General features: G+C 71.1%; 13 protein-coding genes. 12 read left to right on the top strand and 1 reads right to left on the bottom strand.

Annotation, left to right across the window (positions count from 1 at the left end; genetic code table 11):
* Positions 1 to 159 precede the first annotated feature (159 nt).
* The 12 genes from H297_RS35820 to metK all read left to right on the top strand — a co-directional run bounded on the left by H297_RS35820 (position 160) and on the right by metK (position 14,287).
* A complete protein-coding gene (locus H297_RS35820) occupies positions 160 to 1,155 on the top strand; it encodes an aspartate carbamoyltransferase catalytic subunit (RefSeq protein ID WP_037793742.1) in 996 nt (331 codons plus the stop codon).
* Between the two features lies 1 nt (position 1,156).
* On the top strand, positions 1,157 to 2,455 hold the full coding sequence (locus H297_RS0111015; RefSeq protein ID WP_027737083.1) for a dihydroorotase: 1,299 nt from the start codon (positions 1,157 to 1,159) through the stop codon (positions 2,453 to 2,455).
* Positions 2,456 to 2,460: 5 nt separating this feature from the next.
* On the top strand, positions 2,461 to 3,057 hold the full coding sequence (locus tag H297_RS0111010) for a PH-like domain-containing protein (protein ID WP_027737082.1): 597 nt from the start codon (positions 2,461 to 2,463) through the stop codon (positions 3,055 to 3,057).
* Positions 3,057 to 4,247 (top strand): glutamine-hydrolyzing carbamoyl-phosphate synthase small subunit, encoded by a 1,191-nt coding sequence (carA, locus tag H297_RS0111005; RefSeq protein ID WP_027737081.1) that lies wholly within the window; start codon positions 3,057 to 3,059, stop codon positions 4,245 to 4,247. The genes H297_RS0111010 and carA overlap by 1 nt, the downstream gene beginning before the upstream one ends.
* Positions 4,240 to 7,575 carry a carbamoyl-phosphate synthase large subunit gene (gene carB, locus H297_RS0111000; protein WP_027737080.1) on the top strand — a complete coding sequence of 1,112 codons (3,336 nt, stop codon included), beginning with the start codon at positions 4,240 to 4,242 and terminating at the stop codon, positions 7,573 to 7,575. The genes carA and carB overlap by 8 nt, the downstream gene beginning before the upstream one ends.
* Before the next feature lie 206 nt (positions 7,576 to 7,781).
* Positions 7,782 to 8,897, top strand: coding sequence for a quinone-dependent dihydroorotate dehydrogenase (locus tag H297_RS0110995; protein ID WP_027737079.1), 1,116 nt, complete (start codon positions 7,782 to 7,784; stop codon positions 8,895 to 8,897).
* A complete protein-coding gene (pyrF, locus tag H297_RS0110990; RefSeq protein ID WP_027737078.1) occupies positions 8,894 to 9,745 on the top strand; it encodes an orotidine-5'-phosphate decarboxylase in 852 nt (283 codons plus the stop codon). The genes H297_RS0110995 and pyrF overlap by 4 nt, the downstream gene beginning before the upstream one ends.
* A gap of 250 nt (positions 9,746 to 9,995) precedes the next feature.
* On the top strand, positions 9,996 to 10,319 hold the full coding sequence (gene mihF, locus H297_RS0110985; protein ID WP_027737077.1) for an integration host factor, actinobacterial type: 324 nt from the start codon (positions 9,996 to 9,998) through the stop codon (positions 10,317 to 10,319).
* Between the two features lie 72 nt (positions 10,320 to 10,391).
* Positions 10,392 to 10,988 carry a guanylate kinase gene (gene gmk, locus H297_RS0110980; RefSeq protein ID WP_027737076.1) on the top strand — a complete coding sequence of 199 codons (597 nt, stop codon included), beginning with the start codon at positions 10,392 to 10,394 and terminating at the stop codon, positions 10,986 to 10,988.
* 94 nt (positions 10,989 to 11,082) lie between these two features.
* Complete coding sequence (gene rpoZ, locus H297_RS0110975; RefSeq protein WP_027737075.1) at positions 11,083 to 11,361, top strand: DNA-directed RNA polymerase subunit omega; 279 nt, start codon at positions 11,083 to 11,085, stop codon at positions 11,359 to 11,361.
* 107 nt (positions 11,362 to 11,468) lie between these two features.
* The gene (gene coaBC, locus H297_RS0110970; RefSeq protein ID WP_027737074.1) at positions 11,469 to 12,731 is read left to right on the top strand and encodes a bifunctional phosphopantothenoylcysteine decarboxylase/phosphopantothenate--cysteine ligase CoaBC; all 1,263 of its coding nucleotides are present in this window, start codon (positions 11,469 to 11,471) and stop codon (positions 12,729 to 12,731) included.
* Positions 12,732 to 13,078: 347 nt separating this feature from the next.
* The gene (gene metK, locus H297_RS0110965; protein ID WP_027737073.1) at positions 13,079 to 14,287 is read left to right on the top strand and encodes a methionine adenosyltransferase; all 1,209 of its coding nucleotides are present in this window, start codon (positions 13,079 to 13,081) and stop codon (positions 14,285 to 14,287) included.
* A gap of 268 nt (positions 14,288 to 14,555) precedes the next feature.
* Here metK and H297_RS35815 read toward each other — a convergent pair whose 3' ends face one another.
* Positions 14,556 to 15,725 carry a hypothetical protein gene (locus H297_RS35815; protein ID WP_051351745.1) on the bottom strand — a complete coding sequence of 390 codons (1,170 nt, stop codon included), beginning with the start codon at positions 15,723 to 15,725 and terminating at the stop codon, positions 14,556 to 14,558.
* Positions 15,726 to 15,757: the final 32 nt, after the last annotated feature.

Genomic DNA, 15,757 nt, shown 5'->3' with positions numbered 1-15,757 from the left:
CACGCGGAGCACCCCTGCACGCCCGGACGCCCGCCCCGTCAGGACCCGGCCCAACCGGCACGGGCCGCCTGTCGGCAGCACCCCGCGCACCCGGCCAGGCCTCGAAGGGCAACCGGTCCGACGCTCTCCCACCCACCCACGGAAGGCACCAGGCAACAGATGAAGCGCCACCTCATCTCGGCCGCCGACCTCACCCGCGACGACGCCGTCCTCATCCTCGACACCGCCGAGGAGATGGCCAGGTTCGCCGACCGGCCGATCAAGAAACTGCCCACCCTGCGCGGCCGCACCATCGTCAACCTCTTCTTCGAGGACTCCACCCGCACCCGGATCTCCTTCGAGGCGGCTGCCAAGCGGCTCTCGGCGGACGTCATCAACTTCTCCGCCAAGGGCTCCTCGGTCTCCAAGGGCGAGTCCCTCAAGGACACCGCGCTCACCCTGGAGGCGATGGGCGCCGACGCCGTCGTCATCCGGCACGGCGACTCCGGCGCCCCGCACCGGCTGGCCACCTCCGGCTGGATCGGCGGCAGCGTCGTCAACGCGGGCGACGGCACCCACGAGCACCCCACCCAGGCGCTGCTGGACGCCTTCACCCTGCGGCGCCGGCTCGTCGGCCAGGAGGGCGCGGGTCTCGACGGCCTGCACGTCACGATCGTCGGCGACATCCTGCACAGCCGCGTGGCCCGCTCCAACGTCCACCTGCTGTCCGCCCTGGGCGCCCACGTCACCCTCGTCGCGCCGCCCACCCTGCTGCCGATCGGCGTCGGGCACTGGCCCTGCGAGGTCTCCTACGACCTGGACGCCGTGCTGTCCAAGTCCGACGCGGTGATGATGCTGCGCGTCCAGCGCGAGCGGATGAACGCCGCCTTCTTCCCCACCGAGCGCGAGTACGCCCGCCGCTACGGCCTGGACGGCGAGCGGATGGCGAGGATGCCCGACCACGCCGTCGTGCTGCACCCCGGGCCGATGAACCGCGGTATGGAGATCACCGCCCAGGTCGCCGACTCGCCCCGCTGCACCGCCGTCGAACAGGTCGCCAACGGCGTCAGCATCCGGATGGCCGTGATGTACCTGCTGCTCGGCGGCGCCGAGCCGGCGCTCTCCCGGACCGACGAGACCCGCACCGAAGCCGCGATGCCCCAGGAGAACCACTGAGATGAGCAAGACCGACGACACGACACTGATCCGCGGGGCGCGGGTGCTGGGTGGCGAGCCGCAGGACGTACTGGTCGACGACGGCGTCGTCGCCGGTGTCGGCCGCGGGATCGAGGCCCCCGGTGCCCAGGTGGTCGAGGCACAGGGAAGCGTCCTGCTGCCCGGACTGGTGGACCTGCACACGCACCTGCGCGAGCCCGGCCGCGAGGACTCCGAGACGGTCCTGACCGGCACCCGCGCCGCCGCCAAGGGCGGCTACACCGCCGTGCACGCCATGGCCAACACCTTCCCCGTCGCCGACACCGCCGGTGTGGTGGAACAGGTGTGGCGGCTGGGCAAGGAGTACGGCTACTGCGACGTGCGCCCCGTCGGCGCCGTCACCGTCGGCCTGGAGGGCAGAAAGCTCGCCGAGCTGGGCGCCATGCACGACTCCGCCGCGGAGGTGCGGGTCTTCTCCGACGACGGCAAGTGTGTCGACGATGCCGTGATCATGCGGCGCGCCCTGGAGTACGTGAAGGCCTTCGACGGAGTGGTGGCCCAGCACGCCCAGGAACCGCGGCTGACCGAGGGCGCCCAGATGAACGAGGGCACCGTCTCCGCCGAGCTGGGGCTGGCCGGCTGGCCCGCCGTCGCCGAGGAGTCCGTCATCGCCCGCGACGTGCTGCTGGCCGCCCACGTCGACTCCCGGGTCCACATCTGCCACCTCTCCACGGCCGGCTCCGTGGAGATCGTGCGCTGGGCCAAGTCGAAGGGCTGGAACGTCACCGCCGAGGTCACCCCGCACCACCTGCTGCTCACCGACGAGCTGGTGCGCTCCTACGACCCGGTCTACAAGGTCAACCCGCCGCTGCGCACCGAGGCCGACGTCATGGCGCTCCGCGAGGCGCTTGCCGACGGCACCATCGACTGCGTCGCCACCGATCACGCACCGCATCCCCACGAGGACAAGGACTGCGAGTGGGGCGCGGCGGCCATGGGCATGGTCGGCCTGGAGACGGCCCTCTCGGTGGTGCAGCACACCATGGTGGACACCGGGCTGCTGGACTGGGCGCAGGTCGCCGACCGGATGTCCCACCGGCCCGCCGCCATCGGCAAGCTGGCCGGACACGGCCGGCCCGTCTCACCCGGCGAGCCCGCCAACCTGGTTCTTCTCGACGCGGCTTACCGTGGAGGAGTGGACCCCGTGGGCTTCGCCTCGCGCAGCGCCAACACCCCCTACAAGGGCCGTGAGCTGCCCGGACGCGTCACCCACTGCTGGCTGCGGGGCCGCGCGACGGTTGTGGACGGGGCATTGAAGTGAGCAGTGTGAGCACGTTGAACCACCCTGCGGTCGCCCTCGCGGCCGCCCAGAAATCACAGGACGTCACCGACTGGGCCTCCCGGATCGGCTGGGTCGTCGGACTCGTCCTGTTCATCGCCCTGCTGTACTGGCTGATGCGCCAGGGCTGGAAGTGGCGCGGCACCCTCCAGGGCGACCTGCCGGAACTCCCGCAGAGCCCCGCGGAACGGGGCGAGCCCCTGCTGGAGGCGGACGGGCGCTACCACGGCTCCACCAGCGCAGGTCAGTGGCTGGACCGGATCGTCGCCCGGGGGCTGGGCACCCGCAGCCGCGCGGAGCTGACGCTGACCGACCGCGGCCTGGACGTGGTGCGGCCCGGCGCCGAGGACTTCTTCGTCCCCGCCGACCGGCTGCGCGGCGCCCGGCTGGATACCGGCATCGCGGGCAAAGTGCTCACCGAGGGGGGCCTGCTGGTCGTCACCTGGGAGCACGGCGGGCGGCGGCTGGACTCCGGATTCCGCCTCGAACGCTCCGCCGAGCAGGCCCGCTGGGCCGAGAAGATCAACGCCATGAGCGGCGACAACGGCGTCGCGGCCACGCAGCAGCACAAGGAAGGCGCATGATGACGACCTCCGCCAGGGGAGCGACCGGTACGACGGCGAAGGACGCCCTGCTCGTCCTGGAGGACGGCCGCACCTTCCGCGGGCGCGCCTACGGGGCCGTGGGGGAGACCTTCGGCGAGGCCGTGTTCTCCACCGGCATGACCGGTTACCAGGAAACCCTGACCGACCCCTCCTACCACCGCCAGGTGGTCGTGATGACGGCCCCGCACATCGGCAACACCGGGGTCAACGACGAGGACCCCGAGTCCGCCCGCATCTGGGTGGCCGGCTACGTCGTCCGCGACCCCGCCCGCACCCCCTCGAACTGGCGCTCCACCCGCTCACTCGACGACGAGCTGCGCGCCCAGGGCGTCGTCGGCATCAGCGGCGTCGACACCCGGGCGCTCACCCGGCACCTGCGCGAGCGCGGCGCCATGCGCGTGGGCATCTTCTCCGGCGCGGCCGCGGCACAGAGCGAGGCCGCGCTGCTCGCCCGGGTGCAGGACGCCCCGGCCATGAAGGGCGCCGACCTGTGCGGGGAGGTCGCCACCGAGGAGAGCTACGTGGTGCCGGCGATAGGTGACAAGCGCTTCACCGTCGCCGCGATCGACCTCGGGATCAAGGGCATGACCCCGCACCGGATGGCGGAGCGCGGCATAGAGGTGCACGTGCTGCCCGCCACCGCCACCGCCGCGGACATCGACGCCGTGCAGCCGGACGGGGTGTTCTTCTCCAACGGCCCCGGCGACCCGGCCACCGCCGAGCACCCCGTCGCGCTCATGCAGCACGTCCTGGAGCGCGGTACCCCGCTGTTCGGGATCTGCTTCGGCAACCAGATCCTCGGCCGCGCCCTGGGTTTCGGCACCTTCAAGCTCAAGTACGGGCACCGCGGTATCAACCAGCCCGTCCAGGACCGCACCACCGGCAAGGTCGAGGTGACCGCGCACAACCACGGCTTCGCCGTGGACGCGCCCGCCGACCGGGTCAGCGACACCCCCTACGGACGGGCCGAGGTCTCGCACGTCTGCCTGAACGACGGAGTCGTCGAGGGGCTGCGGTTGCTCGACAAGCCCGCCTTCAGCGTCCAGTACCACCCCGAAGCGGCAGCGGGCCCGCACGACGCCGCCTACCTCTTCGACCGGTTCGTCGAGCTCATGCGAGACGGACGTAACCCCCGCAGCGTCACCACCCTGGAGGACCAGCGTGCCTAAGCGCACCGATATCCAGTCCGTCCTGGTCATCGGATCGGGCCCGATCGTCATCGGGCAGGCCGCCGAGTTCGACTACTCCGGCACCCAGGCGTGCCGTGTGCTCAAGGCCGAGGGCCTGCGCGTGATCCTGGTGAACTCCAACCCGGCCACGATCATGACCGATCCGGAGATCGCCGACGCCACCTACGTCGAGCCGATCACCCCCGAGTTCGTCGAGAAGATCATCGCGAAGGAGCGCCCCGACGCCCTCCTGCCCACCCTCGGCGGCCAGACCGCGCTCAACACCGCGATCTCCCTGCACGAGTCGAAGGTGCTGGAGAAGTACGGTGTCGAACTGATCGGTGCGCGCCCCGAGGCCATCCACAAGGGCGAGGACCGCGACCAGTTCAAGGACGTCGTCGAGGCCGTCCGCCGCAGGATCGGGCACGGCGAGTCCGCACGCTCCTCCATCTGCCACTCCATGGACGACGTGCTGCGCGGCGTCGAGGAACTCGGCGGCTACCCCGTCGTCGTGCGCCCCTCCTTCACCATGGGCGGCGCCGGCTCCGGCTTCGCCCACGACGAGGAGGAGCTGCGGCGCATCGCCGGGCAGGGCCTCACCCTCTCGCCGACCACCGAGGTGCTCCTGGAGGAGTCCATCCTCGGCTGGAAGGAGTACGAGCTGGAGCTGATGCGCGACAAGATGGACAACGTGGTCGTCGTCTGCTCCATCGAGAACTTCGACCCGATGGGCGTGCACACCGGCGACTCCATCACGGTCGCGCCCGCCATGACGCTCACCGACCGCGAGTACCAGGTGCTGCGCGACATCGGCATCGCCGTCATCCGTGAGGTCGGCGTCGACACCGGCGGCTGCAACATCCAGTTCGCCGTCAACCCCGAGGACGGCCGGGTGGTCGTCATCGAGATGAACCCGCGGGTCTCCCGCTCCTCCGCACTGGCCTCCAAGGCCACCGGCTTCCCCATCGCGAAGATCGCCGCGAAGCTGGCCGTCGGCTACACGCTGGACGAGATCCCCAACGACATCACCCAGGAGACCCCGGCCTCCTTCGAGCCCACGCTCGACTACGTGGTGGTCAAGGCGCCGCGGTTCGCCTTCGAGAAGTTCCCGGCCGCCGACGCCACCCTCACCACCACCATGAAGTCGGTCGGCGAGGCCATGGCCATCGGCCGCAACTTCACCGAGGCGTTCAACAAGGCGCTGCGCTCCCTGGAGAAGAAGGGCAGCCAGTTCGACTTCGCCACCCCGGTGGCCGAACTCGGCGACAAGGCCGATCTGCTCGCCCGGGCCGCCCAGCCCACCGACGGCCGCATCAACACCGTGATGGCCGCCATCCGCGCCGGAGCCACCCAGCAGGAGGTCTTCGACTCGACGAAGATCGACCCCTGGTTCGTCGACCAGCTCTTCCTCATCAAGGAGATCGCCGACGAGATCGCCGCGGCCCCCGAGCTGAGCTCCCAGCTGTTGGCTCGGGCGAAGCGGCACGGCTTCTCCGACGCGCAGATCGCAGCCGTCCGCTCGCTGCGCGAGGACGTGGTCCGCGAGGTGCGGCACGCGCTCGGCATCCGTCCCGTCTACAAGACCGTGGACACCTGCGCCGCCGAATTCGCTGCCAGGACGCCGTACTTCTACTCCTCCTACGACGAGGAGACCGAGGTCGCGCCCCGCGAGAAGCCCGCAGTGATCATCCTCGGTTCCGGCCCCAACCGCATCGGGCAGGGCATCGAGTTCGACTACTCGTGCGTCCACGCCTCCTTCGCGCTGGGCGCTGCGCCTACCCCGGTGGGCGGCTACGAGACCGTCATGGTCAACTGCAACCCGGAGACGGTCTCCACCGACTACGACACCTCCGACCGGCTCTACTTCGAGCCGCTCACCCTGGAGGACGTCCTGGAGATCGTCCACGCCGAGCAGCAGGCGGGTCCCGTCGCCGGCGTCCTCGTCCAGCTCGGCGGCCAGACCCCGCTGGGCCTCGCCCAGGCGCTCAAGGACAACGGTGTGCCCGTCGTCGGCACCTCGCCCGAAGCCATCGAGCTCGCCGAGGAGCGCGGCGCCTTCGGCCGGGTGCTGACCGAGGCCGGGCTGCCCGCACCCAAGTACGGCACCGCCTTCTCCTTCGAGCAGGCCAAGGGCATCGCCGCCGAAATCGGCTACCCCGTGATGGTCCGGCCCTCCTACGTGCTGGGTGGCCGAGGCATGGAGATCGTCTACGACGAGCCCTCGCTGGAGTCCTATTTGCAGCGCCACGCGGGCCTCATCGAGCGGCACCCGGTCCTCATCGACCGCTTCCTCGACGACGCCATCGAGATCGACGTGGACGCCCTCTACGACGGTACCGAGCTCTACCTCGGCGGCGTCATGGAGCACATCGAGGAAGCCGGCATCCACTCCGGGGACTCCGCCTGCGCGCTGCCCCCGATCACACTGGGCGGCTACGACATCAAGCGGTTGCGCACCTCCACCGAGGCCATCGCCCGCGGAGTCGGCGTCCAGGGTCTGATCAACATCCAGTTCGCCATGTCGGGTGACATCCTCTATGTGCTGGAGGCCAACCCGCGCGCCTCCCGTACCGTGCCCTTCACCTCCAAGGCCACCGCCGTCCCGCTCGCAAAGGCAGCGGCCCGCATCTCGCTGGGCGCCACCATCGCCGAGCTGCGCGCCGAGGGGCTGCTCCCGGCCGAGGGCGACGGCGGCGACCTGCCGCTGGATGCGCCCATCTCCGTCAAGGAAGCGGTTCTGCCCTGGACGCGCTTCCGTGACGTGCAGGGCCGGGGCGTGGACACCGTCCTCGGCCCGGAGATGCGCTCCACCGGCGAAGTCATGGGCATCGACGCGCTCTTCGGCACCGCCTACGCCAAGTCCCAGGCCGCCGCGTACGGGGCCCTGCCGGGCAAGGGGCGCGCCTTCGTCTCGGTCGCCAACCGCGACAAGCGCGCGCTGATCTTTCCGGCCCGTGAGCTGGTCGCCATGGGCTTCGAGCTGCTGGCCACCTCGGGCACCGCGGAGGTTCTCAAGCGCAACGGGATCAACGCCACCGTCGTCCGCAAGCAGAGCCAGGGCACCGGCCCGCAGGGCGAGCCGACCATCGTGCAGCTCATCCACGACGGCCAGGTCGACCTCATCGTCAACACCCCGTACGGCACGGGCGGCCGGCTGGACGGGTACGACATCCGCACCGCGGCCGTCGCCCGGGCGGTGCCGTGCCTCACGACGGTGCAGGCGCTGGCCGCCGCGGTGCAGGGCATCGAGGCGCTGGCCCGCGACGAGGTCAGCGTCCGCTCCCTCCAGGACCACGCCGAGCACCTGGGCGCCGCCCGACGAAGCTGAGTCCGCCCCTTCCCCTGCCCCGCCCCCTTCGCGGGAACGGGGCTCCCCTCCCGGGCTCCCGGACGCCGGACGGGCCGAGCGCTGCCCGTCCGGCGCGGCGCCCGGCCCCCGGCGTCCGAAGACCGGCGCCCGGGGGCCGGAGCCCCGACCGCATCGGGAAGGGGCGGGACAGGGGACACCACCACCCACAGGAACCCACCACCCACATGTACGGACTCCTCTTCCGCACCGTCTTCTGCCGCATGGATCCGGAGAAGGCCCACCACCTGGCCTTCTCCTGGATCCGTACGGCAGCCCGCATCCCCGTGCTGCGCACCTTCGCGGCAGCGGTCCTCGCCCCCCGTCACAAGGCGCTGCGCGTCGAGGCGCTGGGCCGCCGCATGCACGGCCCCCTCGGCCTGGCCGCCGGGTTCGACAAGAACGCGGAGGGCATCGACGGCCTGGCGATGCTCGGCTTCGACCATGTCGAGGTCGGCACCGTCACCGGCAGCGCCCAGCCGGGCAACCCGAAGAAGCGGTTGTTCCGCCTGGTCGGGGACCGGGCGCTGATCAACCGGATGGGCTTCAACAACGAGGGCTCGGCCGCGGTCGCGGCCCGGCTGGCGGCCCGCAACCCCGTCTTCCGTACCACCGTGGGTGTCAACATCGGCAAGACCAAGGCCGTGCCGGAGGCGGAGGCGGCGGCCGACTACGTCACCTCGGCCGAGGCGCTGGCCCCGCACGCCGACTACCTGGTCGTCAACGTCTCCTCCCCGAACACCCCCGGGCTGCGCAATCTCCAGGCGACAACACACCTGCGCCCCCTGCTGGCAGCCGTCCGCGAAACCGCTGACCGCACGGTCACCACGCGCCGTCTCCCGCTCCTGGTCAAGATCGCCCCCGACCTGGCGGACGAGGACGTCGACGCCGTCGCCGACCTCGCCGTGGAGCTCGGTCTGGACGGGATCATCGCCACGAACACCACCGTCGCGCGCGACGGGCTCGGCCTCACCTGCGGGCCGGAGCCGGCCGGCGAGGCAGGCGGGCTGTCCGGAGCGCCGGTCCACGACCGGTCGCTGGAGGTGCTGCGCCGCCTGTACGCGCGCGTCGGGGACCGGCTCACGCTCGTCGGCGTCGGCGGCGTCACCACCGCGGAGGACGCCTGGCGGCGCATCCTGGCCGGTGCCACGCTCGTCCAGGGCTACACCGCATTCCTGTACGAGGGCCCGTTCTGGATGCGCCGGACCCACCAGGGTCTCGCCGCGCTGCTGGCCGCCAGCCCGTACGCCACCCTCGCCGAGGCCGTCGGCGCCGAACACCGGGAAGAGAGGGCCGCCGCATGACCGCGCCGGCATCCGAGCGGGAACCCTTCGGCGCCCGGCTGCGCCGCGCCATGGACGCCCGCGGGCCGCTGTGTGTCGGCATCGACCCGCACGCCTCCCTGCTGCACGCCTGGGGGCTCGGCGACGACGTGGCGGGGCTGGAGCGGTTCAGCCGTACGACCGTGGAGGCGCTGGCCGACCGGGTGGCGGTGCTCAAACCGCAGGCGGCGTTCTTCGAGCGCTTCGGCTCGCGCGGCATCGCCGTACTGGAGCGGACGGTGGCCGAGGCGCGCGCGGCCGGAGCGCTGGTGCTCATGGACGCCAAGCGCGGGGACATCGGCTCCACCATGGGTGCCTACGCCGCCGCCTTCCTCGACGCGGACGGTCCGCTGTTCTCGGACGCCCTCACCGTCAGCCCCTACCTGGGCTTCGGCGCGCTGGACCCGGCGGTCGAGGCGGCCACCGCGAGCGGCGCGGGCCTCTTCGTGCTGGCGCTCACCTCGAACCCGGAGGGCCAGGAGGTGCAGCGGGCGGTACGCGAGGACGGCAGCACCGTGGCGGCCACCGTGCTGCGGCACCTGGCGGAGCGGAACGCGGGGGCCGAGCCGCTGGGCTCGTTCGGCGCGGTGGTGGGCGCCACGCTGGGCGACTTGGCCGCGTTCGAGCTGGACGTCAACGCTCCACTGCTCGCCCCGGGTATCGGCGCGCAGGGCGCGACCCCTGCGGACCTGCCGGCGGTGTTCGGTTCTGCGGTCCGCAACGTCGTGCCGAGCGTGAGCCGGGCAGTGCTCCGTCACGGACCCGGCACAAGCGGACTGCGACAGTCCGCCGCGCGGTTCGCCGACGAAGTGCGTGCCGCCGTCGGCTGATTCCGCAGCGAGCCGGGGCGCGACGGCGTCCGCACCCCGCAAAAAATGTCGGTTATGCCCGAAAAAGTCCCGGTCGAGCAAGGCTGACCAGGACTTTTCGTCTGTTCTCGCTGACTCCTGCGCCCGCGCCCGCTAGTCTCCGTCGAGAGCACCGCGAACAGGCGCGTTGCTCGTTGCTCCGCAGGTGAGGGAGTAATAGGTTTCCTCACCGGTCCGTATCCGACAGTTCGACATCCGAGGTGACGTAGGCGTGGCTCTTCCGCCCCTTACCCCTGAACAGCGCGCAGCCGCGCTCGAAAAGGCCGCCGCGGCTCGCCGGGAGCGCGCCGAGGTCAAGAACCGGCTCAAGCATTCCGGCGCGTCCCTGCACGAGGTCATCCAGCAGGGCCAGAAGAACGATGTGATCGGCAAGATGAAGGTCTCCGCGCTCCTGGAGTCCCTGCCCGGCGTCGGCAAGGTCCGCGCCAAGCAGATCATGGAGCGCCTGGGGATCTCCGAGAGCCGCCGCGTGCGCGGCCTCGGCTCCAACCAGATCGCCGCTCTGGAGAAGGAGTTCGGCGGCGCCAACGCCTGAGACGCCGGGCGTCCCGCCGCATCGGGACGCACCGCGGTCCCGGGCACTCCCGTTAACCGGGATAATCGCTGCATGAGTTCTGCAGTTCCCCGGGGGGAGACCCCGGCACCCCCGGTCGGCACGTCGCGGCTGACCGTGCTCTCCGGTCCCTCCGGGGTCGGCAAGAGCACGGTCGTCGCCCATATGCGCCAGGCCCATCCCGAGGTCTGGCTCTCCGTCTCCGCCACCACCCGCAGGCCGCGGCCGGGTGAGCGGCACGGCGTGCAGTACTTCTTCGTCGACGACGAGGAGTTCGACAAGCTGGTCGCCAACAACGAGCTGCTGGAGTGGGCGGAGTTCGCGGGCAACCGGTACGGCACCCCGCGTCAGGCGGTGCTGGAGCACCTGGAGCGCGGAGAGCCCGTCCTGCTGGAGATCGACCTCCAGGGCGCGCGGCTGGTCAAGCAGTCGATGCCCAGCGCGCAGCTCGTCTTCCTGGCCCCGCCCAGCTGGGAGGAGCTGGTCAGACGGCTGACCGGCCGTGGCACCGAGGCGCCGGAAGTCATCGAAAGGCGGCTCGCGGCGGCCCGTACCGAACTGGCGGCCGAGGCGGAGTTCGACCGCACGCTGGTCAACACCTCCGTCGAGGACGTCAGCGCCGAGCTGCTAGCCTTGATGCGTATCGACTGACTTCCGGTCCCCACCTCGCGTCACTCCGTGTGACATCGCGGTGCCGGCCGTATCCATTCGATCCCCTCGTAATTCACCCTTCGGAAGGCAGAGAGTGTCCTCTTCCATCACCACGCCCGAGGGCATCATCAACCCGCCGATTGATGAGCTGCTCGAGGCCACCGACTCCAAGTACAGCCTCGTGATCTACGCCGCCAAGCGCGCGCGCCAGATCAACGCGTACTACTCCCAGCTCGGTGAGGGCCTCCTGGAGTACGTCGGCCCGCTGGTGGACACCCACGTGCACGAGAAGCCGCTTTCCATCGCGCTCCGTGAGATCAACGCCGGACTGCTGACCTCGGAGGCCGTGGAGGCTCCGCCGGTCGGCCAGTAGCCGGCAGCAGCACCTTCAGGCAGGGGCCCGGCAGCGTGGCTGCCGGGCCCCTGGTGTGTCATAAGGGCAGCAGGCCCAGGATCCCGGACGCACATGGGGAGTATCGAGTGACGCAGCAGCGCAACGAGCCGGAAGCGGCGGGCACGGAGTCCGCACGGCCCCGGGTGGTCCTCGGGATCGGCGGCGGCATCGCCGCGTACAAGGCGTGCGAGCTGGCGCGGCGGCTGACCGAGAGCGGCCATGCGGTACGCGCGGTCCCCACCGACTCGGCGTTGCACTTCGTCGGCGCGGCCACCTGGTCCGCGCTGACCGGGCAGCCGGCCACGACCCAGGTGTGGGACTCCGTCCACGAGGTGCCGCACGTACGCATCGGCCAGCACGCCGACCTGGTGGTCGTCGCACCGGCCACCGCCGACCTGCTCGCCAAGGCCGCGCACGGGATCGCCGACGACCTGCTCACCAACACGCTGCTCACCGCACGATGTCCCCTCGTCTTCGCCCCCGCGATGCACACGGAGATGTGGGAGCACCCCGCCACCCAGGAGAACGTCGCCACCCTGCGCCGCCGCGGCGCCCTCGTCATCGAACCCGCCGTCGGCCGGCTGACCGGCAAGGACACCGGCAAAGGACGGCTGCCCGACCCGGACGCTGTCTTCGACGTCTGCCGCCGGGTGCTCGCCCGGGGTGCGGCAGGCGCCGCTCCCGACCTCGTCGGCCGGCACGTCGTGATCAGCGCGGGCGGCACCCGTGAGCCCCTCGACCCGGTCCGCTTCCTCGGCAACCGCTCCAGCGGCAAACAGGGCTACGCGCTCGCCCGCACCGCCGCCGCCCGTGGTGCGCGGGTGACGCTCGTCTCCGCCAACAGCGCCCTCCCCGACCCTGCGGGAGTGGACCTGGTCCGGGTCGGCAGCGCCATGGAGCTGCGGGAGGCCGTCACCAAGGCGGCGACCGACGCGGACGCCGTGGTGATGGCCGCCGCCGTGGCCGACTTCCGCCCGGCGGTCTACGCCACCGGGAAGATCAAGAAGAGGAAGGGCCAGGAGCCGGAGCCGCTGGCGCTGGTGCGCAACCCCGACATCCTCGCCGGCCTCTCCGCCGACCGGCCCCGGCCCGGCCAGATCGTCGTCGGCTTCGCCGCCGAGACCGACGACGTCCTCGGCCACGGGCGCGCCAAGCTCGCCGCCAAGGGCTGCGACCTGCTCGTCGTCAACGAGGTGGGGGAGAGCAAGACCTTCGGTTCGGAGGAGAACGAAGCCGTCGTCCTGGGCGCAGACGGGAGCGAGACCCCGGTGCCCTACGGGCCGAAGACAGCCCTCGCCGAGACGCTGTGGGACCTGATCTCCCGGCGCTGGGGCGGGGAGGACGCGTGACGGCTTGCGCCAGGGCCGGCGACGGCTGCGGAATCGGGGATTCCGGCCGCAGGGCCGCCGCCTCGACGCCATGGACCGAGTGGGCCGGAAGTAGTCGGACGGGGCCGAAAGGGCGCTCTTGACACGGCTCATGTGTGACCGACACTCCCTGATATATCGGTATGTAGCGCCGGCTTTCGCGGCCACCGCTGTTCGGATCGGGTCGGTCAGGGTCGTCTCGTAGTTCGAGAGTCCGTGATTGGATACCGGCGGAGATGGATAAACTGGCCGCGGACCGTGCTTGGGCGCAGCCCCCGACCGGTCCGCCCTATGTTCAGCCAGCAGCCGCTGCAACCCCAGGGAGCGATGTGTCGCGCCGCTTGTTCACCTCGGAATCTGTGACCGAGGGTCACCCTGACAAGATCGCTGACCAGATCAGCGACACCATCCTCGACGCCCTCCTCAAGGAGGACCCGCACTCCCGGGTCGCCGTCGAGACGCTCATCACCACCGGCCTCGTCCACGTGGCCGGAGAGGTGACGACCAAGGCCTACGCGCCGATCTCGACGCTCGTGCGCAACAAGATCCTCGACATCGGCTACGACTCCTCCAAGAAGGGCTTCGACGGCGCCTCCTGCGGCGTCTCGGAATCGATCGGCGCCCAGTCGCCCGACATCGCCCAGGGCGTCGACAGCGCCTACGAGCGTCGTGTCGAGGGCGACGAGGACGAACTCGACGAGCAGGGCGCGGGCGACCAGGGCCTGATGTTCGGCTACGCCTGCGACGAGACCGCCGAGTACATGCCGCTGCCCGTCACCCTGGCGCACCGGCTCTCCGAGCGGCTGTCCGCCGTCCGGAAGAACGGGACGATCCCCTACCTGCGCCCCGACGGCAAGACGCAGGTCACCATCGAGTACAACGGCGACAAGGCCGTGCGCCTGGACACCGTCGTGGTCTCCTCCCAGCACGCCGCCGACATCGACCTGGACTCCCTGCTGGCACCCGACATCCGCGAGTTCGTCGTGGAGCCGGAGCTGAAGGCCCTGGTGGACGAGGGCATCAAGATCGACACGGAGGGTTACCGACTGCTGGTCAACCCGACCGGCCGCTTCGAGATCGGCGGCCCCATGGGCGACGCCGGCCTGACCGGCCGCAAGATCATCATCGACACCTACGGCGGCATGGCCCGCCACGGCGGCGGTGCCTTCTCCGGCAAGGACCCGTCCAAGGTCGACCGCTCCGCCGCGTACGCCATGCGCTGGGTCGCCAAGAACGTCGTGGCCGCAGGGCTCGCCTCCCGCTGCGAGGTGCAGGTCGCCTACGCCATCGGCAAGGCCGAGCCGGTCGGTCTCTTCGTGGAGACCTTCGGCACCGCCACGGTCGACGTGGAGAAGATCGAGCAGGCCATCTCGGAGGTCTTCGACCTCCGCCCGGCCGCGATCATCCGCGACCTCGACCTGCTGCGCCCCATCTACGCGCAGACGGCCGCCTACGGTCACTTCGGTCGCGCGCTGCCCGACTTCACCTGGGAGCGCACCGACCGCGTGGAAGCCCTGCGCAAGGCGGCCGGCCTGTAGGCGCGCCCCTGCCTCGACCGTCTCCGCACGTCGAGCTCACACCGAAGGCCCGGTACCCCACGCTGGCGGGGTGCCGGGCCTCCGGCGTGCGGGGCCGCGCCCGATGCGCGGCCAGGCTCCTGCGGCCCTTAGCCTTCGGGGACGTCAGGGCCGCCCTGGAACGTGCCAGGGGCAGCCTTCGAGGGCGTCAGGGGGGCGGCGGGCCGGTGCGGCAGGGAGAGGCCAAGGGCCCGGGTTCCGGCGGGCTCGTGCCTGTGCCCGCGCCGTCTCACCTGTCGGGTACGTCAGCTTCTGCCTCGCCGCCGTCTTCCGAAGGGCCGGCCTGGGCCGCCTCCCGAGCGGCCGGGTCGAAGCGGTCCCTGATGGATTCACTGCCACCCTCCCGCGCGACTGCGGTCGCCCCCTCGTGCAGAGCCCTGGCCAGGACGCCCGCATCCGGATGGTCGGCCGGGACCCCCATCGCGGCCAGCAACCGCTCGAAGGCGTTCACGGAGGTGGCCCCCGTGCCGTTCGCCGCATACGTATCGGCAAACGGACTCGCGAACGGATCTGCCGAGCAGTCCTCGGAGCGGCCGTCGGTGGAACCGTCGGCGGATGCGTACGGGAAGCTGTGCGCCTGCGCCTCGGCGTCCGGGTTCCTCGGCGGATGCGGCACCAGATGGGCATAGCGCTCCGGTACGTCCCGGTTGTTCGCCGCCGACGACAACTGGGCGAGCAGACCGAGGTCGTCGACGGTCTCACGGATCTGGTCGTCGTTCTTCGCCAGCCACCACACCACGGCGCTGCCGGTGTCCTGGAGCACGTCCTTGCCCAGGTACTCCCGCCGGTCCCGCTCGTACCGGCGTTCATGCGCCCACAACGTCTCGTCCTTGCGGACAGTGGAGAGCTTCCGCAGTCGCACGGCGTCCGCCTCGGCCAACGCCAAGGTCACGTTCTCCGCCATAGCCAGCACCCGGCCGCCCGGATCGGGGAGCATGACGGCCAGCTCGCCGCAGAGCCGATGCCGGGCCAGCGACCCACGGTGCGGCTCCCACTTCTCGGTGACTGCGCGGGCACGCTCGAGCACAGCGCTGACTGCCACTCCCGCAGGGCTGAACGGAGTGGTGTTCCTGGGCAGCTCCTCGGGCCACCAGCGGATCGTGGCAGAGAAGCGGAAATCGTAGTCCTCCGCGGCGGAGGGGAGTATCACGTCCGTGACGGTCTCCTCGCGTCGTTCGGGAGGGTCGGTGGGTCGGTCGGGTTCGGCCGTGAACTCCTGGGAAAGTGGGTCGACGGTCGGAGTGGCCCAGCGTCGCAGAGCTGCCGCGACTGCCACGAAGAGCATCGCCGCAGCGGTCCACACCCAGGTGGACCAGTGCAGAGCGAGGCCAACGATGACCAGTACGAGGCCCAGGATGACGGTGCAGAAGCCGATCACCGTCTTGTGGCCAGAACTCATGGGGTCTCCTGACACGTCTCGGAGCGTCCGGT

Source organism: Streptomyces sp. CNT360, from assembly GCF_000424785.1.
Note: the sequence above shows the minus strand (reverse complement) of the source record. Positions and strands in the feature narration are given on the sequence as shown.